At 70.1% G+C, this 22464-nt stretch carries 21 protein-coding genes; 13 read left to right on the top strand and 8 right to left on the bottom strand.

Going from position 1 to position 22464, the window contains the following annotated elements; genetic code table 11:
• The first annotated feature begins 117 nt into the window (after positions 1-117).
• Positions 118-1389, top strand: a complete 1272-nt coding sequence (ccrA, locus tag QSJ97_RS03090; RefSeq protein ID WP_285670074.1) for a crotonyl-CoA carboxylase/reductase — start codon at positions 118-120, stop codon at positions 1387-1389.
• A 150-nt stretch (positions 1390-1539) separates the two neighbouring features.
• Here ccrA and QSJ97_RS03095 read toward each other — a convergent pair whose 3' ends face one another.
• Positions 1540-2094, bottom strand: a complete 555-nt coding sequence (locus QSJ97_RS03095) for an SEL1-like repeat protein (RefSeq protein WP_285670075.1) — start codon at positions 2092-2094, stop codon at positions 1540-1542.
• Positions 2095-2216: 122 nt separating this feature from the next.
• Between QSJ97_RS03095 and QSJ97_RS03100 the strand changes: the two genes are divergently transcribed.
• The 8 genes from QSJ97_RS03100 (at position 2217) to QSJ97_RS03135 (ending at position 11614) form a co-directional block, all read left to right on the top strand.
• Entirely contained in the window at positions 2217-3839 is a 1623-nt protein-coding gene (locus tag QSJ97_RS03100; RefSeq protein ID WP_285670076.1) for an AAA family ATPase, read from the top strand.
• Between the two features lie 80 nt (positions 3840-3919).
• A complete protein-coding gene (locus QSJ97_RS03105; RefSeq protein ID WP_285670077.1) occupies positions 3920-4780 on the top strand; it encodes a TIGR01459 family HAD-type hydrolase in 861 nt (286 codons plus the stop codon).
• A gap of 257 nt (positions 4781-5037) precedes the next feature.
• The gene (locus QSJ97_RS03110; protein WP_285670078.1) at positions 5038-5496 is read left to right on the top strand and encodes a MaoC family dehydratase; all 459 of its coding nucleotides are present in this window, start codon (positions 5038-5040) and stop codon (positions 5494-5496) included.
• 60 nt (positions 5497-5556) lie between these two features.
• Positions 5557-6537, top strand: coding sequence for a bifunctional riboflavin kinase/FAD synthetase (locus QSJ97_RS03115; RefSeq protein WP_285670079.1), 981 nt, complete (start codon positions 5557-5559; stop codon positions 6535-6537).
• Positions 6534-7373: a lysophospholipid acyltransferase family protein gene (locus QSJ97_RS03120; RefSeq protein ID WP_285670080.1), complete on the top strand. Its 840-nt coding sequence runs from the start codon at positions 6534-6536 to the stop codon at positions 7371-7373. Before QSJ97_RS03115 ends, QSJ97_RS03120 begins: the two co-directional genes overlap by 4 nt.
• Before the next feature lie 272 nt (positions 7374-7645).
• Positions 7646-9139, top strand: coding sequence for a DUF4214 domain-containing protein (locus QSJ97_RS03125; protein WP_285670081.1), 1494 nt, complete (start codon positions 7646-7648; stop codon positions 9137-9139).
• A gap of 30 nt (positions 9140-9169) precedes the next feature.
• Positions 9170-10546, top strand: a complete 1377-nt coding sequence (locus QSJ97_RS03130) for a DUF4214 domain-containing protein (protein ID WP_285670082.1) — start codon at positions 9170-9172, stop codon at positions 10544-10546.
• A gap of 63 nt (positions 10547-10609) precedes the next feature.
• Positions 10610-11614: a DUF4214 domain-containing protein gene (locus QSJ97_RS03135; RefSeq protein ID WP_285670083.1), complete on the top strand. Its 1005-nt coding sequence runs from the start codon at positions 10610-10612 to the stop codon at positions 11612-11614.
• Between the two features lie 24 nt (positions 11615-11638).
• Here QSJ97_RS03135 and QSJ97_RS03140 read toward each other — a convergent pair whose 3' ends face one another.
• The gene (locus tag QSJ97_RS03140) at positions 11639-12259 is read right to left on the bottom strand and encodes a dioxygenase family protein (protein WP_285670084.1); all 621 of its coding nucleotides are present in this window, start codon (positions 12257-12259) and stop codon (positions 11639-11641) included.
• Between the two features lie 214 nt (positions 12260-12473).
• Between QSJ97_RS03140 and QSJ97_RS03145 the strand changes: the two genes are divergently transcribed.
• Positions 12474-14981, top strand: a complete 2508-nt coding sequence (locus tag QSJ97_RS03145) for a GcvT family protein (RefSeq protein ID WP_285670085.1) — start codon at positions 12474-12476, stop codon at positions 14979-14981.
• Between the two features lie 102 nt (positions 14982-15083).
• Here the strand turns inward: QSJ97_RS03145 and QSJ97_RS03150 are convergent, their stop codons facing one another.
• From QSJ97_RS03150 to hisI, 6 genes are all read right to left on the bottom strand, one after another.
• Entirely contained in the window at positions 15084-15386 is a 303-nt protein-coding gene (locus tag QSJ97_RS03150) for a hypothetical protein (protein ID WP_285670087.1), read from the bottom strand.
• Between the two features lie 273 nt (positions 15387-15659).
• Complete coding sequence (locus tag QSJ97_RS03155) at positions 15660-16049, bottom strand: hypothetical protein (RefSeq protein ID WP_285670088.1); 390 nt, start codon at positions 16047-16049, stop codon at positions 15660-15662.
• Positions 16050-16153: 104 nt separating this feature from the next.
• Positions 16154-16840 (bottom strand): VPLPA-CTERM sorting domain-containing protein, encoded by a 687-nt coding sequence (locus QSJ97_RS03160; protein ID WP_285670089.1) that lies wholly within the window; start codon positions 16838-16840, stop codon positions 16154-16156.
• Positions 16841-16976: 136 nt separating this feature from the next.
• Entirely contained in the window at positions 16977-18158 is a 1182-nt protein-coding gene (locus QSJ97_RS03165) for a 2-keto-4-pentenoate hydratase (protein ID WP_352231047.1), read from the bottom strand.
• A 105-nt stretch (positions 18159-18263) separates the two neighbouring features.
• On the bottom strand, positions 18264-19364 hold the full coding sequence (locus tag QSJ97_RS03170; protein ID WP_285670090.1) for an AbrB family transcriptional regulator: 1101 nt from the start codon (positions 19362-19364) through the stop codon (positions 18264-18266).
• Positions 19361-19738: a phosphoribosyl-AMP cyclohydrolase gene (gene hisI / locus QSJ97_RS03175; RefSeq protein WP_285670091.1), complete on the bottom strand. Its 378-nt coding sequence runs from the start codon at positions 19736-19738 to the stop codon at positions 19361-19363. The genes QSJ97_RS03170 and hisI overlap by 4 nt, the downstream gene beginning before the upstream one ends.
• A gap of 76 nt (positions 19739-19814) precedes the next feature.
• Here hisI and QSJ97_RS03180 point away from each other — a divergent pair, with 76 nt between their 5' ends.
• From QSJ97_RS03180 to ppa, 3 genes are all read left to right on the top strand, one after another.
• Entirely contained in the window at positions 19815-20291 is a 477-nt protein-coding gene (locus tag QSJ97_RS03180) for an iron-sulfur cluster assembly scaffold protein (RefSeq protein WP_285670092.1), read from the top strand.
• Positions 20292-20831: 540 nt separating this feature from the next.
• Positions 20832-21548 (top strand): hypothetical protein, encoded by a 717-nt coding sequence (locus QSJ97_RS03185; protein ID WP_285670093.1) that lies wholly within the window; start codon positions 20832-20834, stop codon positions 21546-21548.
• A 245-nt stretch (positions 21549-21793) separates the two neighbouring features.
• A complete protein-coding gene (gene ppa, locus QSJ97_RS03190; RefSeq protein WP_285670094.1) occupies positions 21794-22348 on the top strand; it encodes an inorganic diphosphatase in 555 nt (184 codons plus the stop codon).
• The last annotated feature ends 116 nt before the right edge of the window (positions 22349-22464 follow it).

Below are 22464 nucleotides of genomic sequence, written 5' to 3' on the forward strand. Positions count from 1 at the left end.
ACCTAGTGCGCTGCACAAAGACCCTTGTCAGAGCATTCGTGAAATGTCAGGAACGCAAAAGGCTCGGGAGAGCACGAATCTTGCGCGCAGGGTTGCGCGAAGCGCTGGGAGACGAAAATGGACGCTACCGCGGATGCCCCGCTGAAGGACCTCTACGAGATCGGCCAGATTCCCCCGCTCGGCCATGTGCCGAAGCAGATGTACGCCTGGGCGATCCGCCGCGAGCGCCATGGCGAGCCGGACACCGCGATGCAGGTGGAGGTGGTCGACACCCCCGAGATCGACAGCAACGAGGTGCTGGTCTTCGTCATGGCCGCCGGCATCAACTACAACGGCGTCTGGGCCGCGCTCGGCACCCCGATCAGCCCCTTCGACGGGCACAAGGCGCCCTATCACATCGCCGGCTCCGATGCTTCGGGGATCGTCTGGAAGGTGGGCGACAAGGTCAAGCGCTGGAAGGTCGGCGACGAGGTGGTGATCCACTGCAACCAGGACGACGGCGACGACGAGGAGTGCAACGGCGGCGACCCGATGTTCTCGCCGAGCCAGCGGATCTGGGGCTACGAGACCCCGGACGGCTCCTTCGCGCAGTTCACCAATGTCCAGGCGCAGCAGCTGATGAAGCGCCCGCAGCACCTGACCTGGGAGGAGAGCGCCTGCTACACACTCACCCTCGCCACCGCCTACCGGATGCTGTTCGGCCACCGCCCGCACATCCTGCGGCCGGGGCAGAACGTGCTGGTCTGGGGCGCCTCGGGCGGGCTCGGCTCCTATGCGATCCAGCTGATAAACACCGCCGGCGCCAATGCCATCGGCGTGATCTCCGACGAGGACAAGCGCGATTTCGTCATGGGCCTCGGCGCCAAGGGCGTGCTCAACCGGCGCGACTTCAACTGCTGGGGCCAGCTGCCGAAGGTGGGGACCGAGGAGTACAAGACCTGGTTCGGCGAGGTCCGCAAGTTCGGCAAGGCGATCTGGGACATCACCGGCAAGGGCAACAATGTCGACATCGTCTTCGAGCATCCGGGCGAGGCGACGATGCCGGTCTCGACCTTCGTGGTGAAGCGCGGCGGCATGGTGGTGATCTGCGCCGGCACCACCGGCTACAACCTGACCATGGATGCCCGCTATCTCTGGATGCACCAGAAGCGCGTGCAGGGCAGCCATTTCGCCAACCTGCTGCAGGCCAGCCAGGCCAACCAGCTGATGCTGGAACGCCGGCTCGACCCCTGCCTGTCGGAGGTGTTCAACTGGGGCGACCTGCCGGCGGCACACATGAAGATGCTGCGCAACGAGCACAAGCCGGGCAACATGTCGGTGCTGGTCTCGGCGCCGCAGACCGGTCTGCGCACCATCGAGGATGCCCGCGAGGCGGCACCGCGGGGATGACCGCGCGCGGGTGAAACGGCCCGGTCCTGGGGAGGACATCGCGAGACGGAGAGGGGCGCCCTGGGCGCCCCTTTTCATGCCGGCCCCGTGCCTCGACATGCCACGCCTCGACATGCCACGCCTCGCCCTGCCCTGCCGCGGGCCCGGCAGTCAGAGGATGCCGGCGCGGTAGAGATAGAGGCGAGCGGCCTCGGCCTCCTCCGGGTCGTAGAGCCCGGAGCCGGGGTCGCGGTAGAGCGCGAGCAGGCCGAAGGCTGCCTCGCGGTAGCCCGCCTCGAGCGCCCGCAGATAGAGCGCGTGGGCGCGGGCGGTGTCGCGATCGACGCCGGTGCCGGTGTGGTGGAGCTGGCCGAGGATGTAGTAGGCGGCGGCGTTCCCGCGGGCTGCGGCGGTGACGAGATGCGCCCGTGCCTCGTCGTATTGCCCGAGCTTCAGCAGCGCCCGCGCGAGCTGCAGGTGGTGGCGCGGGCGGGCGCCGGACGAGCGGATCGCGGCGCGGCAAGCCGAGGCGGCGGCCGGCGCGTTCAGCTCGGCCAGCTTCACCGGCGGGACCGGGGCGCTGCCGTCATTCGTCGCCGCGAGACGGTCGCAGCTGGCGCCCGGATCGCTGTCCTGCCCGGCCGGGAGCGCGGCGGCAGGGCCGGCGGCGAGGATCGCGGCGAGAAGCGCCGGGGCGAGGGCGGTCATGGAGAGAAACCGTTCCATGTCGGGATCGTCACACAACCGTCACAAATCCGCAAACGGAATGTGATCCGACCCGGCCGCGGCGGCGCCAGGGCGGCGATGGCGTCTGGCGGCGGCCCGCGCCGCGTGGCAAGGTGCCGGCCATGTTGCACCACCGTTTCACCGCACCGCGCCGGGCCGCTGCACCGGCGGCCGAGGGCGCCCCGGGCGCCGCCACCGACCTGCTCGGCCGGGCCGATGCCGCGCAGAAGGCCGCCGCGCTGCCACCGCTTTCCGAGGAGCAGGCCGATGCCTGGGACCGGATCTCCGAGCTGCTGGCGGGGCAGGGGATCGATCTCGTTGCCGGCACCGCCGCGCCGCGCAGCGAGAAGAAGCAGCCGTCCGAGGTGATCGCCGTCTCCGGCAAGGCCGGCTCGGGCAAGACGGTGCTGCTCGCCGGGCTCGGCGCGGCGCTCTCGGAGGCCGGGCTCGCGGTGGTCACGCCCGACTGGGAGAGCCGGCGCAAGGGCAGGGGGCGGTCCTATGCCGTGCTCGCGCCCACCAACAAGGCCGCCTCGGTGCTGCGCGGCAAGGGCGTGGCGGCGACGACGCTGCACCGCATTCTCTACACCCCGGTCTACGACCCGGAATTCGAGAAGATCGCCGAGTGGCTCGAGGATGCCCGCAAGGCCCGGCCCGAGACCGACGTACTGGCCCCCGAGGCGCTCGACCGCGCGCGGGCGGCCTTCGACGAGCACGGCTCGGTGCCCGGTGCGCTGGCGGCGGCAGGTGTCCGCGGCGCCGACTTCATCACCGGCTGGACCCGGCGCGAGGAGCCGCTCGACATCGCGCTCGTCGACGAGGCCTCGATGCTCGAGCCGCGCCAGCTCGACGACCTGCGCGAGATCTTCGGGCTGATCGTGCTGTTCGGCGACCCGGCGCAGCTGCCGCCTGTGCGCGGCGCGGCGAAGGGGGCCAAGGCCGACGAGGGCATGGTCTTCGAGCAGCTTCCGGCGCCGCGGATCTGCCGGCTCGCGCGGGTGCACCGCCAGGCCGGGGACAACCCGATCATCGAGCTCGCGCACCGGCTCGGCGAGCCCGATCTCGGCTTCGAGGATTTCGAGGCGGCGGTGGAGCGCGCCGCGGCCGAGGATCCGCGCGTCGAGGTCGCCCAGCGCGCCGATGCCGACCTGATGCGCGAGAGCCCGGTGCTGGTCTGGCGCAACAAGACGCGGGTGCGGCTGATCGGGGCGTTCCGCGGCGCCCATGGCTGCCCGGAGGCGGCGCTGCTGCCCGGCGAGCCGCTGATCTGCGACGGGCTCGAGCTGCCGCTCAAGCAGCGCAAGCGCCGGGTCGAGCTGGAGAGCCGCGGGCTGATCAAGGGGGCGCAGGCGCGCTATCTCGGCCCCGGCTCCAGGCCGGGCTTCGCGCGCGTCGATGTCGCCGGCACCGACGAAGGCGGCATCTCGGTGGCCGCGATCATCCAGGTGGAGCACCCCGACGAGACCGAGCCGCGGCTGCTCTCGGCGGCCCGCATGGGGGCGCTCTTCGTCCATGGCGCGGCCTGCACCATCCACAAGGCGCAGGGCAGCCAGTGGCCCGCCGTGCAGGTCTTCGCGCCCGATCTCTTCGCCGCGGCGCGGGCCGGCGCGGTGGAGGCCGGCGTGCATCTCTGGAAACGGCTGGCCTATGTCGCGATCACCCGCGCCGAGGACCGGCTGCTCTGGGTCACGCGCTACCGCATCTCGCGCCCCGCGGCGCCGCTCTCCGAGGCCGCGCAGGGCTGACCGACGGCCGCTGCCCGGGGGGATGGATTTCGCGCCCGCGAGAGACTATGCAGGCGGCGCCGAACCGAGGGGAGAGGGCCATGACCAACCGCATCGCGCGTCTCAGCGAGGTTTCCGGGCGCTACCGCGCGCTGCTCTGCGATCTCTGGGGCTGCTATCACGATGGCGTCAGGCCCTTTCCGGCGGCGCTCGAGGCGCTGCGCGAATACCGGGCGGCCGGCGGGATCGTCATCCTGCTGACCAACGCGCCGCGGCCCGTGCCGGGGGTGCAGCGCTTCCTCGACAAGATCGGCGCGCCCTCGGACACCCATGACGCGGTGCTCTCCTCCGGCGAGGTCTGCCTGACGGCGCTGCGCGAGGGCGTGCATGGCCGCCGCATCCACTATGTCGGGCCGGACCGCGATCTCGGCATGCTCTCGGATGCCGGGCTGGCGCCTGTGCCGCTGGCGGAGGCGGAGGCGCTGCTCTGCACCGGGTTGCGCGACGACAGCACCGAGACGCCGGAGACCTATGCCGGCGAGATCGCCGACTGGGCGGCGCGCGGGCTGCCGATGCTCTGCACCAACCCCGATATCGTGGTGGATCGCGGCGCCGACCGCCTCTGGTGCGCCGGGGCGCTGGCGCGGGACTATGCCGCCGCGGGCGGCGTGGTGCATTACTTCGGCAAGCCGCATCTGCCGGTCTACGACGCCTCCTTCCGCCTGCTCGAGGCGATCACCGGGGCGCCGGTGCCGCGTGCGGAGGTGCTGGCGGTGGGCGACGGAATCCATACCGACATCGCCGGTGCCGCGGCGGCGGGCATCGATTCCGTGTTCCTCACCGGGGGCATCGCGGCCGAGCGCTGCGGGCCGGATCCGCTCGCGCCGGAGCCCGGCAGGGTGGCCGCGTTCCTCGCCGAGGAGCGCCAGGCGCCGACCTTCTGGATGCCGCGGCTCGCCTGAATCCCTGTTGCGGCTGCGAACGGCGCGGCTCGCAGCGGGGAGCGCTGCCGAGCGATCTGCAACTGATTCTTCAAAGCGTTGAAAAACGGGGAAACCTTGCCTCAAACGGGGCGGGTCGCGTTGTGTGCGCTCGTGACATGGCCGCAACATGCGATCTGCACGCCCGGTCTTTAGGAAATTTTATTGCGCAATAATCTTGCGCCTGCTGCGCTGCAGCGTTATTGAGTCGGCATGGCCGAGCTTCAGGAGGGACAGTCATGCTCGACACGGCACAACAGGGCGGCATCCGGCGCGGAACCATTCCGATCGAGGAACTCGAGGTGGGCGTCGTCCGCACCCTGACCAAGACGGTGGCGGAGCGCGACATCCAGCTCTTCGCCGAGGTCTCGACCGACCGCAACCCGGTGCATCTCTGCGACGACTACGCCAGGGACACCATCTTCGGCGGCCGCGTGGCGCATGGCATGCTGACCGCGGCGCTGTTCTCGGCGGTGATCGGCGAGCAGCTGCCGGGGCATGGCTCGATCTATCTCGAGCAGTGGCTGAAATTCGTCCGCCCCGTGCGCCCGGGCGATGTGGTGACCGCGACCGTCACCGTCACGGCAATCGACAGGGAGCACAAGCGCGTGACCCTTGATTGCCTCGCCACCGTGCGCGAAAAGGCGGTGCTCCGGGGGGAGGCGCTGGTTCTGGCGCCCTCCCGGGTAAAGGGCTGAGAGGAGGCCGGCAGCGGGGGCGTGAGGCTCGGCCTGCCCGCCTCACCCGAGGGGGCAGGGATGGACGTCATCCGCGGCTGGCACGGCAGCGAGGCCGGCGAGGGGAGCGCACGCACCTGCGGGGCGAGCGCTGCGCTCGGCAATTTCGACGGGGTGCATCGCGGGCACCAGGCGCTGCTCGCGGCGGCCCGCAAGGCCGCCCCCGGGGCGCCGCTCGCGGTGGTGAGCTTCGAGCCGCATCCGCGGCGCTTCTTCCAGCCCGATGCCGCGCCGTTCCGCCTGACATCGGCCGAGGCGCGGCCCCGGGTTCTCGCATCGCTGGGGGTCGAGCGGCTCTATGCGCTGCCCTTCGACCGGGCGCTGGCGGCGATGTCGCCCGAGGCCTTCGCCCGCGACGTGCTGGCCGAGGGGCTCGGCCTCGGCCATGTGGTGGTGGGCGCGGATTTCCATTTCGGCAAGGGCCGGGCCGGCACGGCCCAGATGCTGGCGGAGCTCGGGCAGCGCTTCGGCTTCGGCGTCACGATTGAGCCGATGCGCGGCGGGCCGGGCGGCGCGTTCTCCTCCACCGCGATCCGGCAGGCGCTGCGCACCGGGCATCCGGTGGCCGCGGCGCGTGCGCTCGGGCGCTGGCATGGCATTTCGGGCCGGGTCGCTCAGGGCGACCGGCGCGGGCGCGAGCTCGGCTATCCCACCGCCAATCTCGATTTCGGCGAGCAGCTGGTGCCGGCCTTCGGCGTCTATGCCGCGCGGGTCACGGTGCATGAAGGCCCCCATGCCGGGCGCCATGACGGCGTCGCCAGCATCGGCGAGCGGCCGACCTTCGGCTACAACAAGCCGAATTTCGAGGTGCATCTCTTCGATTTCGCCGGCGATCTCTACGGCGCCGAGATCACCGCCGAGCTGATCGCCTTCCTGCGCGGGGAGGAGCGGTTCGACAGCATTGCCGCGCTCGTCGCACAGATGGACCGTGACAGCGTGGAGGCCCGGGCAGCGCTTGCCGCCGCCGGCGAGCCCTGGCGCGAGGAAGGAGATCTCCGATGACCGGGCTGCGCGTGCTGGGCTTCAACCTGTTCTTCTACGGCTACACCTTCGCCACCGCCTTCTCGCTCTACGTGCTGGCAAAGCTCTCGACGCGGGAGCGGATGCAGGGGCGGATCCGGCGCTGGGGGCGCACGGTGCGGCGCGCGCTGCGGCTCTTCCTCGGCAGCCGGGTCGAGGTGCGCGGGCTGGAGAACCTGCCCGAAACCGGTGGGCGGCTGCTGGTCTCCAAGCACCAGTCGGAGCTCGACATCGTGATGATCGCCGAGCTCTTCCCCGATGCCTCCGCGGTGGCGATGGCCGAGCTCAAGCGCTACCCCTTCTTCGGGCCGATCCTCGACAAGCTCGGCGTGGTGATGGTGGCGGTGGATTCCGGGCCGCAGGGGCGCACGGCACAGGTGGTCGAGGGCGCCCGGCGGGTGATCGCCGAGGAGGCCCGGCCGATGATCATCTATCCCGAGGGCGAGCTGATGGCGCTCGGCGCGCGGGAGCGCTACCGGCGGGGCGCCGGGCACATCTATGCCGCGCTCGGGGTGCCGGCCTATCCGGTTGCGGCCTCGCTCGGCGCGATCTGGCCGCAGCGGCGCTGGGCCAAGAATGTCGGCCGGGTGGGCGCGATCGAGTTCCTGCCGCCGGTGGCGCCGGGCCTGGCGCTCGAGCCCTTCATGGCGGAGGTGCAGGAGCGCATCGAGACCGCCACCATGGCGCTGATCCGCGAGCATGCCGGCGCCGAGGAGCTTGCCGCGGCGGAGGACCGTTTCGCCCGCGGGCTCAACAATGCCGGCGAGCCGGCGGCGCCGGCCGGGGCCCCGGCCGAGGGTGCCGGCGCGCGGTCTTAGATGCGGCCCCGGGCGCGGCCTTCGCCGGGCCACGGAACCCGCCCTCGGGTGGGTTGATCGTGGCGCGCGGCAGTCATCCGGGGCGTGTGGGGCCCCGAGGCCGGTCCATGCCGGATAAGCGCGGCTTCCGAGTGGCTTGATCGAATTTCGCGTGGTAGGGTGCGAAGGCTTCAACGGCGCGTGCAGGGCGACCGGGCGCGGCAGCACGCCCGGCGTTCCGCGAGACGGCACCGCCAGCCTGTCGACTGACCGAGCCCAGGAGGGACCTCCCGATGTGCTTCTTCTGTTCGATGTACACCGGTGACTGCGATTTCAGCGTCGCCGCCGTGGCCAGCGCGGCGCTCGCCGCGACCGGCGGCAATGGAGATCCCGGCGTGGGGATCGCGACCTTCTCGGGCACGCTGGTGCGCCTGCCCCCCGGCGGGTTCGGCGAACGCCCGCTGGACGAGGAGCCCGAGCCGCCGATCGGCAAATGGGGTGACGACGCCCCCGGCACCCCCGGCGGCACGGTGAGCTGGAGCATCGCCGGCGGCGGGCTCGCGGTGCCGGGGCTTGCGGAAGGCCAGTTCACCATCGACCCGGACGCGGCCTATGATTTCGAGCTCGAGCCGATCCTCGAGAACGTCTTCGCGCAATGGTCCTCGGTCGCGGATATCGAGTTCGAGCAGGTCGAGGACGACGGCGCGCCGCTGACCGGGCCGAGCAGCGCCGACATCCGCATCTCGCTCGCCGACACGCAGGTGATCGGGGCGCTCGGCTATGCCTATTTCCCCCAGGTCGGCGAGGTGGTGATGGATGCCAACCTCGAGGACGTGGTGGACGACTACGAGGCGGAGACGGCGGGGGAGCTGTTCTTCGCGATCGTGCTGCACGAGGTCGGCCATGCGCTGGGGCTGGAGCATACCGACGTGTTCACCGCGGTGATGGCGGCGGGCAACTTCCTCACCCCCACGGAGCTGCAGCCGGACGACATCAACAACATCCAGGCGATCTATGGCGCGCAGGACGACGACATCGAGGTCCCGCCCATCGATCCGTCGCTCACCCCCGAGCCGCAGCTCTTCGCCGCGCCGGTGGAGCTGGTGGGCAATTCGGAGGCCAATGCGCTCACCGCGGACAATGGCGACGACACGCTGCGCGGCGGGCAGGGCAACGACACCCTCGACGGCGGCGCCGGCAACGATCTGATCGAGGGCGGCGGCGGCAACGACCTGATGGAGGGCAATGCCGGGCTCGACACCGCTTTGTTCTCGGGCAATTACGGCCCGTCGCGGCTCGCCTTCACCGATGACGGCCTGCTGGTGCGCGGCGATGATTCGCGGCTCGACACGCTGAACGGCATCGAGCGGCTGGCCTTCGACAACGGCATCCTGGCGCTCGACCTGCCGGGCTCGGAGCTCGGCTATGTCTACCGGCTCTATACCGCGGCGTTCGGGCGCGAGGCGGATGCCGGCCTGCTCTACTGGCAGGAGGCGCTGTCCGAGGGCATGACCCGGCTCGATCTCGCCGAGGCCTTCGTGATGAGCGACGAGTTCGGGGATCGCTACGGCGTGCCGGACGACGAGGATTTCATCGACGCGCTCTATCTCAACGTGCTGGGCCGCGAGGCCGAGGACAAGGGCCACGACTTCTGGCTCGACGCCTTTGCCGAGGGCACCTCGCGGGCCGAGATGCTGGTCTATTTCACCGAGAGCGGCGAGAATGTCGCGGCGGCGGCGGCCGAGCTGGAGAACGGCCTGTTCTTCGAGGGCGCCGTCCTCGGCTGACCGGCCGGGACCTGGGGAGACGGGCGCGGCATGTGCGAGTTCTGTTCGATGCAGGCGGGGGGATGCGATTTCGCGCCGTTCGCCGGGCTCGCCGCCGCCACCAGCGCCAGCGCAAATGGCGACGACGGTGCCCCGGTCACCGCCGGGAAATGGGGAGACGGCGGCTGGGGCAGGCCGGGGGGCGTGATCACCTGGTCGCTGGGCGCCGCCGGGATCGACATCGACAACTTCCCCTTCAACGATCTCTCCTTCGATCCGGATGCGTTCTTCGGCTTCGACATGGCCGAGGTGGTGCGCGAGGCGCTGGCGATCTGGTCCGCCGCGGCGAATATCGAGTTCGTGCAGGTGGCGGATGACGGGCTCGCCTCCGGAGTGGGCACCATGGGCGATATCCGGGTGTTCCTCGGCGCGCATTCCGGGCGCAACATCATCGGGCGGGCCTATTACCCGACGCCGCTGACCGCGCAGGGCGGGGATGTCCTGATCGCCAATGACAGCCGCCTGAAGGGCCTCTTCGACGGCGAGCCGGACTATCTGCTCTATCTCCTGCTGCACGAGATCGGCCATGCCCTCGGCCTGCCGCACAGCGCCGACCCCGAGGCGGTGATGTATGCGCAGGTGCCGGTCGGCAGCATCAAGACCGAGCTGTCCGGGATCGATATCGGCGAGATCCGCGAGCGCTACGGGCTGCAGGACAATGCGCCCATGGTCTACGAGCTGCCCGAGGCCAGGGCCGAGCTCGCGCTGCTGCACAGCCCGGCGCCGCTGACGGTGATCGGCAATGCGCGCGACAACCGGATCTCGGGCAGCGCGGCGGACGAGACCATCGAGGGCGGCGCCGGCGACGACACGCTCTCGGGCGGCGGGGGCACCGACGCGCTGATCGGCGGCAGCGGGCTCGACCGGGTCGAGGTGGCGGGCGAATACGCCGCCGACCGGCTGGACTTCGCCGGCGGCCTCACGCTCGACGGGGACCGGCTGGAGGGCGTCGAATGGGTGGATTTCGAGGACGGCATCCTTGCGCTCGACATCGAAGGGGCGGAGCTCGGCGCGATCTACCGGCTCTACACCGCCGCCTTCGGGCGCGCGGCGGATGACGGCATCCTGTTCTGGCAGACCCGGCGGCTGGACGGGATGCAGCATGACGAGATCGCCCGCGCCTTTGCCGAGAGCCCGGAATTTGCCGAGCGCTACGGCGCCGAGCCGGAGGCCTTCGTGGCGGCGCTGTTCGGCAATGTGCTCGGGCGCGGCGCCGACCCGGCGGGGGAGGCGTTCTGGCTCGCCGCGATCGAGGCCGGCACCCCCGCGCATGCGATGCTGAGCGCCTTTGCCGACAGCCCGGAAAACCGCGCCGCGACCGATCCGCTGCTCGCCGAGGGTCTGTTTTTTGCCGACATCATTGCCTAGATCTCCGACGGAAACGGCGCTGCAGCGTGTTAAACTGCGGGAGGCGCATCCAAGGAGGCGGCGATGGCGCAGGTGTCGGGGTTCTTCTTCGGCCCGATCTGGGACGACGATTACTACTACGACGACTACTATGGCTATGATCTCATCGGCACGGGCTATGACGACTACATCGTCGGCAGCTATGGCAGCGACGAGGTCGACGGGCGCGATGGCAACGACACAATCGAGGGGCTCGACGGCAATGACACGCTCGCCGGCAAGGACGGGCATGACGATGTCTATGGCGACGACGGGCACGACATCGTCACCGGCGGGCGCGGACGCGACTGGCTCGATGGCGGGCGCGGCAACGACCGGGTCGGCGGCGGCGACGGTGCCGACACGCTCTGGGGCGGGCCCGGCGACGACCTGATCGGCGGCGACAACGAGCCGGACAATCTCTATGGCAATTCCGGCCGCGACACCCTCGTTGGCGGCAACCAGAACGACACCCTCGACGGCGGCGACGGCAACGACACGCTGGAGGGCGGCAACGGGCTCGACACCGCGCTCTACCGCGACTGGCTCGGCCGCGAGGCGCGCTTCACCCGGATCGATTCCGACACCATCCTGATCGACCTGCCGGACGGCTCGCGCGACCGGCTGGTGACGATGGAGCAGGCGGAATTCGCCGATGGCGTGTTCGACATCCGCGAGGTGACGCAGGAGGAGGCCTTCGTCTTCCGGCTCTACGACGCGGTCTATGACCGGCCGGCGGATGACGGGCTCGATTTCTGGGTCAACAAGCTCGAGGCCGGCATGAGCGAGGCGGAGGTTGCCGCCTCCTTCCTCGACAGCGCCGAGTACAAGGCGAAGTTCTCCGACGATCTGTCCGACAAGGCGCTGATCGAGCAGCTCTACGAGGTGGTGCTGGGCCGCGAGGGCGACACCGCCGGCTGCGATTTCTGGCTCGGCCGGCTGGAGGACGGGCTGGCGCGGGAGGACATGCTGTTGCTCTTCACCGAGAGCCCGGAGAACGTGGCCGCCCATGCGGACGAGCTCGAGGCGGGGATGTTCTACCTGGGCTGAGCGGGCGGGCGGCGATCCCGGCGCTCAGAGCACGATGTCGATCGCCGTCTCCCAGTCGCCCCCGGCATTGCGGGCCAGCTCCATGCTCGCCGCCGCCTGCCCGCGGGCGCCGAGGCGGCGGAAGATCCAGTCCCGCGCATTGCCCGGATCGCCGGCGACATAGAGCTGGGTGGTCAGCCATGTGCCGTCGGGCCGGGCGATGCGGGCGTGGATATGCGGCGTGCGGCCGGGATAGGGCACCGGCCTGATGGTGCGGAAGCGGAAGCCGCCCTCTCCGTCGGTCACGGTCCGGCCGAAGCCCTGGAAGGCCGGGTCGCGCTCTGCCGCGCAGCCGTCGCGCGGGTGGTGGTAGCGCCCGCCCGCATCGCATTGCCAGATCTCGACGGCGCGGCCCGGCAGCGGCTTTCCCCCCGGCCCGACCACCCGGCCCGTCAGATGCAGCACCTCGCCGCCGGCCTCGCGGACCGCGCCTTCGATCTTCACGAGATCGCGGTCGGTGTCGGCCGGGCGGTCGGCCGGCTGGGGGTAGAACGGCCCCTCGGTCTGCGGCGGTATCGGCGTGAGGCCGCGGGCCGCGGCGCTCCATCCGGGCATGGCAAGCCCGAGGGCGGCGAGCAGGCTGCGGCGTCGGAGGCGAGGTGGCATGGGCTTTCTCCCGTGGCTTCCCCGAGAGATGGGGTGCCGCGCGCAGGTGGCCAACCCCGGGGGCAACGCCGAGGTCATCCCCGGGGCCAACCCCGTGCGCCATCGCCCCGATGTCGCGAAAACGACGCTTTCGGTCGTTTGATCCCGTGAAGGTGGCGCGCGGCGGGCGCATAGAGGATCGGAACCCTTGAACGCGTCCCGGGAGACACGCCCCATGAAGACCCATGCCCGTGCTGTCGTCGTCGGCGGCGGTGCCGTCGGCACCTCGATCGCCTATCACCTGGCAAAGGCCGGCTGGACCGACACGGTGCTGCTCGAGCGCGACGAGCTGACGAGCGGTTCGACCTGGCATGCCGCGGGGCTGCTGCCGCTGTTCAACATGTCCTATGCGGTGAGCCACATCCACGACCACTCGGTGAAGCTCTACAAGGCGCTCGAGGCGGAGACCGGGCTCAATGCCGGCTTCTCGGTGGTGGGCAACCTGCGCATGGCACAGACCAAGGAGCGCATGGACGAATACATGCTCTACGCCTCCACCGCGGAGACCATGGGCATTCCCTTCGAATGGCTGAGCCCGGCCGAGATCAAGGAGCGCTGGCCGCTGGTGCGCACCGAGGACCTGCTCGGCGCGGTCTACCACCCGACCGACGGTTACATCAATCCGGCCGACGTGACCCAGGCGCTGGCCAAGGGCGCACGCCAGCGCGGGGTCGAGATCGTCCGCAAGGCGCAGGTCGATGCCTTCCGCCGCGAGGGCGGGGAATGGATCGTCTCCGGCCGCATCATGGGCGAGAAGGGCGGCAACCTGATCGCCACCGAGGAGCAGTTCGAGATCCGCTGCGAGGTGGTGGTGACCGCCACCGGCAACCACGCCCAGCGCACCGCCGCGATGGTCGGCTGCTACATCCCGGCGATCCCGGTGGAGCACCAGTATATCGTCACCGAGCCGGACCAGGCGCTGGTCGACTGGCGCAAGGCCGGCAACCCCGAGCACCCGGTGCTGCGCGATGCCGATGCCAAGTGGTATGTCCGCGAGGAGCGCGGCGGCTGGATCCTGGGGCCCTACGAGCGGAACGCCCCGGCGCGCTTCATCCACGGCGTGCCGGACAGTTTCCGCGCCGATCTCTTCCAGCTCGATCTCGAGCGCATCGAGGAGGAATATGCCTCGATGCTGCACCGCGTCCCCTCCACCGAGAACTGCGGGCTGAAGGACGATTTCAACGGCCCGATCTGCTACACGCCGGACGGCAACCCGCTGGTCGGCCCGGCGCCGGGGGTGGAGAACTTCTATTTCGCCGAGGGCTTCTCCTTCGGCATCACCGCCGCCGGCGGCACCGGGCACTATCTCGCGCAGGTGATCACCGAGGGCGAGGCGGAGATCGACATGTGGTCGCTCGACCCGCGCCGCTATGGCCGCTGGGTCAACCGCGAATACGCCGCGCGGAAGAACGAGGAGGCCTACGAGCACGTCTTCATCCTGCACCACCCGGACGAGGAGCGCCCGGCCGTGCGCCCGCTGCGCACCGCGCCGAGCTATGACCGGATGAAGGCGCAGGGCGCGCAGTTCGGCCAGGTGAACGGCTGGGAACGGCCCAACTATTTCGCCCCCGCGGGCTTCGACGACCACGGCGCGCGCAGCTTCCGCCGCGGTGGCTGGTGGCAATATGCCGAGGCCGAGGCGAAGGCGGTGCGCGAGGGGGTGGGGCTGTTCGATGCCACCGCCTTCACCAAGCACATGGTGAAGGGGCCGGGCGCCACCGCCTTCCTCGACTGGCTCACCTGCAACCGGCTGCCCAAGGTCGGCCGCATCAACCTGACCTACGGGCTCACCGATGCCGGCACGGTGCGCACCGAGTTCACCATCGTGCGGCTGGCGGAGGACGAATACTATGTCGTCACCGCCGGCGCGGCGCAGCTCTACGACAGCGACTACATGGTGAAGATGGCCGAGGCGAAGCGCGGCGAGCTGGGCTGGATCGAGGTGCAGGACGTCACCACGCAATGGGGCGTCTTCGCCGTGGCCGGGCCGAAGAGCCGCGAGCTGCTGCGCCCGCTGCTGGTCGATGCCGATCCGGCCAGCGCGCTCTCCAACAGGCGCTTCCCCTGGCTCTCGATGCGCCGGATCGACCTCGGCGCGGTGCCGGTGTTGGGCATCCGGGTGGCCTATACGGGCGAGCTCGGCTGGGAGCTGCACCACCCGATCGAGATGCAGAACCATCTCTTCGACCGGCTGATGGAGGCGGGCGAGGGCGTCGGCCTCAAGCTCTGCGGCGCGCGGGCACAGAACTGGCTGCGGCAGGAGAAGTCCTACCGCGCCTTCGGCTCGGATCTCGGGCGCGACGCGACGCCGCTCGAGAGCGGGCTCGACCGCTTCGTCGACATGACCAAGGCGTTCAAGGGCAAGGCGGCGATGGAGGCCACCGGCATCCGTGCGAAATGCGTCACGGTGCTGATCGACGGGCCGGCGGATGCCGATCCCTGGGGCCGCGAGGCGCTGCTGGCCGATGACGGCAAGGGCGGGCTGCGCAAGGTCGGCCGGCTGACCTCGGGCGGCTGGTCGGTGGCGATGGGCAGGCAGATCGGCATCGGCTATGTCGAGCCCGGTTTCGCCGCGGAGGGGCAGAAGCTTCGCCTGCGCATGTTTCGCGAGCTCTACGATGCCGAGGTGGTGCCGGAGAGCCCCTATGATCCGGGCAACGCGAAGATCCGCATCGACGGCTGAGGCCGGGGCGGGGCTTTCCCGGCCCTTCGGGGCAAGACGCCGGTGCGGCCAGGGGCGGCGCCGGCGTTTCTCGTCAGGCGCGGGCCGGGCCGGCCCTGCCGGTCACCGGACCGCGCGGTCGATGCTGTCGGCCGCGTCGTCGGCGGCATCGGCGGTCGCGTCGCCGGCGTCCTCGATCGCATCGGCGGTGTCCTCGGCAGCCTCCTCGGCCGCGCTGTCGGCGCCGTCGGCGGCGTCGGAGATGGCATCGCCCGCCGCATCGCCGGCCTGCTCGACTGCCTGCCCGGCAGTATCGAGCGCTTTACCGGCATCCGACTGCCCGGCTTCGGCGAGGTAGATCGCGGCGCCCGTCCCCAGGGCGGCAACGGCAGCGACGGCAATGATGACCTTGCTGTTCGTGTTCATGGCTTCCTCCTCGACAAGTGGTCGATGCCGGGGAGGTAGGTGACGTGAACGGGGAGTCCAGTCCCTCACGAAAATGAAAACCCAGGGCGGCGGCTTGCCTTCGTGACCGAAAGTCCTACTGCGCGGGCGGGCGCGCCATTTCGTTTTCTGTTCTGGCCCGCACGGCTTCCGGGACTGACGGGCCGGCGGCATATACGGCCGCCCGCGCGACCCCCGCCGCACGTGATTGCAGCGTGACTTTCCGGATCGCCGGCAGGATCTGCCGCCGCGCCGTCAGCTCAGCTTCTGCCGATGTGTCCGGGCGCTCAGCGACATGGTGCGGGCGACGGCGGCAGCGTCCTCGTACTGCTTCTTCTCGTCGCCTTCCTTGGTCTTGGCCTGCTTGGTCAGCTCGCCATGGGTCTTGGTTCCGGCGGTGTCGATGCTCCCGAGCGCGGTCACGACCTTCTTCAGCTCGGTCGCGGCGGTGCTGTAGACATCGCGGGCGCCCTCGAGTTTCGAGACCTTGAAGTCCGGCAGCTTGGCGAGGACCATGATGTCCTTCTTGGTGGCCGTCTCGTAGGCCTTGAGCGCGTTGGTGAGATCCGCGCCCTTGTAGCTCTTGGGCTTGGCCGCGTTCCAGGTGGCGACCTTCAGCGAGGTGTCGACGACGGTGGCTCCCATGGCAGACTCCCGGGTTGATATCTGCTCGGCAGTCTACACCAGAAGCCTGCCGCCGGGGGAACGATCCTGCCGCAGCGTCGCCCGATCGGCGGAGCCGTGCCGCTTCAGACGCGCCGCCGCGCGAGAAGCCCGAGCCCGCCGAGCCCGCCGAGCAGCAGGAACAGGCTGGCCGGAATCGGAACCTCCGTTCCCTCGGCACCTTCCGAACCCTCGCCGCCGCTGCCCTCGCCGTCGAGATCCTCGGCCTGGACGACGAGCCGGAACATGAAGATCGTGTCCAGCGCTCCGTCATCGAACTCGCCGATGGTGATTCGGGCGGAATAGGGGGCGAGCAGCTCCGTGGTGACCGCCGGGGCAGTGCCGCGGCCGGCGGGGTGATCGTCCTCGTCGATCCGGAAGCCGACATACTCGATTTCGAGGATCTCGCCGAGGATCGGGCTGCTGATCACGTCGGAGAAGTCGAAGTTGGTCAGGAAGTGGACGGTCTCCGGGAAATCGGCGTTCCCGTCCGGGCTGGCCTCTTCGTCGAAACGGTAGATGATCTCGAGACCCTGCGGGCCGATCATGTCGATGCCGACAACGGGCGACTCGGGGTCGGACTCGATCAGATGGTCGGGGCCGCTGCAATCTGCCGTCAGCGAGGCCACGGGCCTGTCCGTGCCTCCGACCGTTGCGGTCCAGTCGTAATCCGCACCGCACAGATCCGCCCGTGCATCCGGCGCCGCCACGGACAACATGAGCCCTGCGGCCACGGCGATTCCCGAGCCAGTCGACATGAAGTTCAGCTGCATCGCATCCACCCTCGAATACTCCGGGTCTCCCCGGTCCCAAGCCTGACGCTCCCCCCCACGGCGCACGCTGCACGGCAACGTTACCTCAAGTTGTACCGATTTGAAATGCTCAATGCAGGGAGGTGCGCGGCGGCGGTCACTCGAGGAGCTGCCGGACCGCGCCCTCGACGGCTTCGCCGGTGGATTTCAGGTCCTTGCCTGCCTGGTCCACCGCCGCCGCGGCATCGTCGGCGATCTGGCTGCCGATCTCCGAGCCCTGCCTGGCGGTGGCGTCGATGGCGGCCGAGCCCTCGGTGACGATCTGGTCGGCCTGGCGCTCGAGCAGCGAGCGGTCGTCGGCGGCCGGGGCGGGCCGCGGGATCGGCACGCGGATGGTCTCGCCGGGCTGCGCGAAGCGGGCCACCGGCAGCGGGCTCACCTCCACCGCGGCCGCGCTCTCGACGAAGCTGACCGAGACCGTCGGGTCCCCCGGCAGGCCGGCATAGACCACGCGCGCCGCGCCGCCCGCCTTGGCAGGGGGCATCAGCGGCCCGATCGAGCCGACCGAGACCATGTCGCCCGGTGCGAGCACCACGCCCTGGCGCATCAGCCAGAGCAGGCTGTTGACCGGGTGGCCGAGCACCGAGGCGCCCTTTGCCTCGGCGATGGTGGCGCCCGAGGCATCCTCCACGCGCACCGTCATCTCCGCCAGCGCGGCGACGAGATCGACCCCGGCGGCCTGCGCTTCGGCCACCACCAGCGGCGCGCCGAGCACGCCGAGCCGCGCGCCGACATTGCCCGCGGTGAGCGTCACGCCGGTGATCGGCTCGCCCTCGGCCACGGCGAGGTCCGGCAGCTCGAGGAACGGCCGGATCGCCGCAAGATGCGCCAGCGCGCCGGGGATGTCGGTGGCCTCGTTGATCGCCGCATCGCCGACCACGAGGATCAGGTCCGCCTCGAAGAGCGGGCGGGCGCCGAAGGCCAGCGGCACCGCGGCGCCGTTCTCGAGCAGCATGTTGCGCAGGAGCACGCCGCGCACCGGTTCCGCCACGCCGAAGCGCTCCTGCGCCGCCGGCGAGGTGAGCCCGGCCTTGTGGCCGATGATGCCGCCGAGCTCCGGTGCCAGCGCGGCGACGAGCCTGCCCTGCGTGCAGAGCGCATCGGCCATGCTGCCGCCGGCGCCGAGCGCCTTGGTCGGGAGCCCGGCCCGCCAGTCGGAGAGATAGGCGGCGATCTCGCCGTCGCTGGCGCAGGCGGCGAAGGCCGGGCCGGTGCCGAGGGCGGTGCCGGCGGCGAGGATGGCGGCGAGGGCCGCGGCGGAGAGGCGGATGCGGGGCATGGGGATCTCCTTCGATCTCGGCAGGCGGCGGGCCGGGACAGGCGCCGCACTGCTTGTCCCCGAGTCCACTCCCTCCGGCCTCCCCGGTCAAGCCGCCTTGGTGCCTCAGCCCGGCCCCGGAGCCTCGTCGCGCGCCCGGTCGAGGCGGCTCGACAGCCAGGCGGCGAAGAGCGGCAGCGCCACCAGGATGAAGCCGATCCGCACCACGTGGTGCAGCGCGACGAAGCCCGGATCGGCGTCGATCGCCAGCGCGATGAGGCTCATCTCCGCCACCCCGCCGGGGGCGTAGGCGAGCAGCGCCGCGAGATAGTCGATGCCGGTCAGCGCCGCCACCGCCCAGGCGAAGACCGCGGTGACCGCCATCAGCACCAGCGTGCCGCCGAGGGTCGCCAGCGCCACCGCCAGCCAGGTCGAGAGCTTCAGCCCGTGGAAGCGGCAGCCGATCGAGGAGCCGGTGACCACCAGCGCGATCTCCACCAGCCAGTGGGGCAGGGCGCCTTCCACCAGGCCGGTCATGCGCAGCACGGCGCTCGCGAAGATCGGGCCGATCAGGAACGGGATCGGCAGGCCGAGCCGGTCCATCGCCCACATCGTCGCCAGCGCCGCGGGCACCAGGATCGCGATGCCCTCCCAGCCGATCGGCGCGCGGGCCGAGAGCAGCTCCTCAGAGGGCGGTGTGAAGCCGAGCAGCCCGAAGGCGACGATCGGGGCGGCGAAGATCACGATGGCGATGCGCAGCGACTGCGACAGCGCCACCGCGCGGTCGTCGCCGCCGAAGGCCTCGGCCAGCAGCACCACCGCCGTCAGCCCGCCCGGGATCGCCGAGCAGACCGCGGTCATCACCGGCTGGCGGATCAGCCAGTGGTAGTAGAGATAGGCCACCCATCCCGCCACCGGCACATAGAGGATCGCCCCGGCGATGGTGGCCGGCCAGCGCGAGAGCTCCGCCAGCCCGATGCCGTCGAAGCTCTCGCCGAGGAAGAGCCCGATCAGGAACATGAAGTTGGCCCGCAGCCAGAGCGGAACCGCCACCGGCGCGCCGGCCAGCGAGGCGATCATGCAGGCGAAGAGCGCGCCGAGCATCCAGGCCAGCGGTACCTCCGCCCAGGCCGCCAGCGCGCCGCCCAGCCCGCCGACCAGGAGGCCGAGCGCGAGGCGCCTCAGCACCTCCGGCCGGAGCCGCTCGGCCCAGCGGCTGGCGCTCATGCCGTCTCCCCGGCCGGCGGCGCGATGATCTCGACCTCCGTGCCCGCGTGCACCGCGGTGTAGAAGCAGCTTCGGCGGCCGGTATGGCAGGCGGGGCCGGTCTGCTCGACCAGCACCAGCAGCGCGTCGCGGTCGCAGTCGAGGCGCATCTCCACCAGCCGCTGGATGTGGCCGGAGGTGTCGCCCTTGCGCCAGAGCTCGCCGCGCGAGCGCGACCAGTAGGTGACCCGGCCCGTGGCCAGCGTCGCCGCCACCGCCTCGGCGTTCATCCAGGCAAGCATCAGCACGGTGCCGTCGGTGGCATCCTGGGCGATGGCGGGGATCAGCCCCGCCTCGTTGTAGCGCAGCGTGGCGGGGTCGAAAGGCGTGGTCATCGGGAGGCTCCTTTGCAGAAGGCGCTCTTTTACCCCGCCGGGTGCCACGCTATCTAGGGGGTCGGGAGGGCCGATCATGACCACAGCCGAGACCAAGCCCCGCGCGTCTGCCGATGGCGACCTGATGAAGCTCTATTCGCAGCGCATACTGGCGCTTGCGGCGAGCATTCCGCATGCGCGGCGGCTCGAGGCGCCCGGCGGCACGGCGATGAAGCGCTCTCCGCTCTGCGGCTCCACGGTGACGGTGGATCTCAGCCTCGATGATGGCCGGGTGGCGGCGTTCGGCCAGGACGTGAAGGCCTGCGCGCTCGGCCAGGCCTCGGCGGCGGTGCTCGGCCGCTCGGTGATCGGCCTGAGTCGCGCGGAGATCGAGGCCGGCCGCGAGGCGCTGCGCCAGCTCATAAAGGAGGACGGGCCGGAGCCGGCAGTTCCCTTCGCCGATCTCGAGGCGCTGCGCCCGGCGCGGGATTATCGAAACCGCCACGCCTCGATCCTGCTTGCCTGGGATGCGACCCTCGCGGCCATCGATGCGGCCGACGAAGCGGCGGGTTGACCTTCTCGCATTCTGCGAATCCCGGCCGACGCCGCGCCGCTAGGGTGCGGCTGCGCGACAAATCCTGCATTTGCCCGAGACCCGCGGTGCGATTCGCTCCGGACACGGGGGCATGACTGCCTGAAGGGGAAATAAGGCGCAAATTTGTCGAAAAATTGAACGTAAGTTCAATATTGATACTTTGCTGCACCGCCCCCGAGTGCCGTATTTCTGCCACGCGCAAATGACCGCACTCGCCATTCCTCCCGGAAGAAACGGGTTGGGAATCGAAAAAATCTCAACGCCTTACACGGCTTAAGTCATTTGGTGCCTTGATTGGCGATGCTCGTGCACCCTGCATCGCGTTTGGCGATGCAAATTGCGAATATGGCGGGAAACTGTTGCACTTTCAAAAAATTGCCTTCATTCCGGTGTATGGAGAAGTGTGGGTGAGAAGGGTGGTAACGTTTTCTTCCCTTGTTGCGTGACAGAAGAAACGCGGCCTGGCCGGTTCATAGTTTGGGGTGAAATCGAACACGGCGCGGGAAACGGGGTGAAGCTATGTCATATTATTCAGAGATCGAAGTCGATCTTGACCGTCTCGACCGGTGCGAAGCGTTTCGGACCGCGCGCAACACCATCAGGCCCGGCTTTGTCATGCGCCGGGCGAACGATCCGGAATTCATTGCCTACCGGCAATATATCGCCGAGATCGAACGCTATACCGAAAACGAGGACGCGATGCGCGCCATCGCGCGGGAGCCGATGCTGAAGATCGCCTTCTTCCGCACCTTCGGCTATCGCGGCGAGGTCGAGTTCACGCTGATGCCGGAGGTCTGGCTCCGGGATCTGCCCCTGCTGGTGATCGGGCGCGATGCCCATCTCGGCTACGGCATGATCCTCGGCACCGGGCAGGTGAGCCAGGACGGCAGCGGCGTGCGGCTGCGGCCCATCGCCATCGGCGCGCGGAGCTTCTGCAACCAGCATGCGGTGATCGAGGGCGGCACGGTGATCGGCGACGATTGCCTGGTGGGTATCGGCAGCTCCATCGGCGAGGCCTGCCGGATCTCCGACCGGGCGCAGATCGGCGATTGCGCGCGGCTCGGCCACGAGGTGGCGATCGGCGAGCGCACGGTGATCGGCCACAATGCCCGCATCGGCAACGGCTCGGTGATCGACCCGGACCTGCGGGTCGGGGATGGCGCGCGGATCCCGCCGCAGCACCGGCTGACCTCGGCGGGGCTGTTTCCGCTGCTGGCGGGCCGGCTCGCGGCCTGAGCCGCTCCGGGCCGTGCGCGGCCCGAACTGAAGGCGGCCCCCGGGCCGCCTGCCACCGGCGGTAAAGCCGATTGTCCCCAGGTTGACCGCTTGCGGCGCATTGACGCGGAGATCGCGCAATCGCCGCAAAAAGCCGTTGCCCGCGGGTATCCTCGAGGCGTATCGGAGCCGGCGCAGACCATTCATATTGCGGTGCAGCATGAACCGTGGTACTGCGGCTCGACCGATCTCAGAGGAGTAGCCCCATGAACCTGCACGCCATTCCGCCCGGTGTGAACCCGCCCCATGACGTCAATGTGGTCATCGAGATCCCCGGCGGCGCCAGCGGCGGCCAGCCCGTGAAATACGAGATCGACAAGGACTACGGCATGGTCGTGGTCGACCGCATCGTCAACGTGCCGATGTTCTACCCCAACAACTACGGCTTCGTGCCGAACACGCTGCACGAGGACGGCGACCCGGTCGATGTCATGGTGCGCACCGAGGTCACGCTGGTGCCGGGCTCGATGATCCGCTGCCGGCTGATCGGCGTGCTGCACATGGAGGACGACGGCGGCATCGACGACAAGCTGATCGCCATGCCGATCGAGCAGGTCGATCCGTTCCAGGCCGAGATCCAGGATCTCGAGGACCTGCCGATCCGTCATCGCGAGCGCATCTGGCACTTCTTCGAGCACTACAAGGCGCTCGAGGCCGGCAAATGGGCCAAGATCACCGGCTGGGGCGACAAGGCCGAGGCCGAGCGCATCCTGATGGCCTCGATCAAGCGCTACGAGGCGAGCAAGGTCGCGGCCGAGTAATCCGGCCGCCGGCGGCCCGGCATCGCGGGCCGCACCGCCTTCCCTGACGACATCTGCCAGGCGACGCGCCCCCCGGCTTCCGGGCGGGCGCTTAAATCCGTTGCGTGGGTGGGTCT

It is taken from the genome of Paralimibaculum aggregatum, assembly GCF_030270585.1.
Lineage (GTDB): Bacteria > Pseudomonadota > Alphaproteobacteria > Rhodobacterales > Rhodobacteraceae > Thermohalobaculum > Thermohalobaculum aggregatum.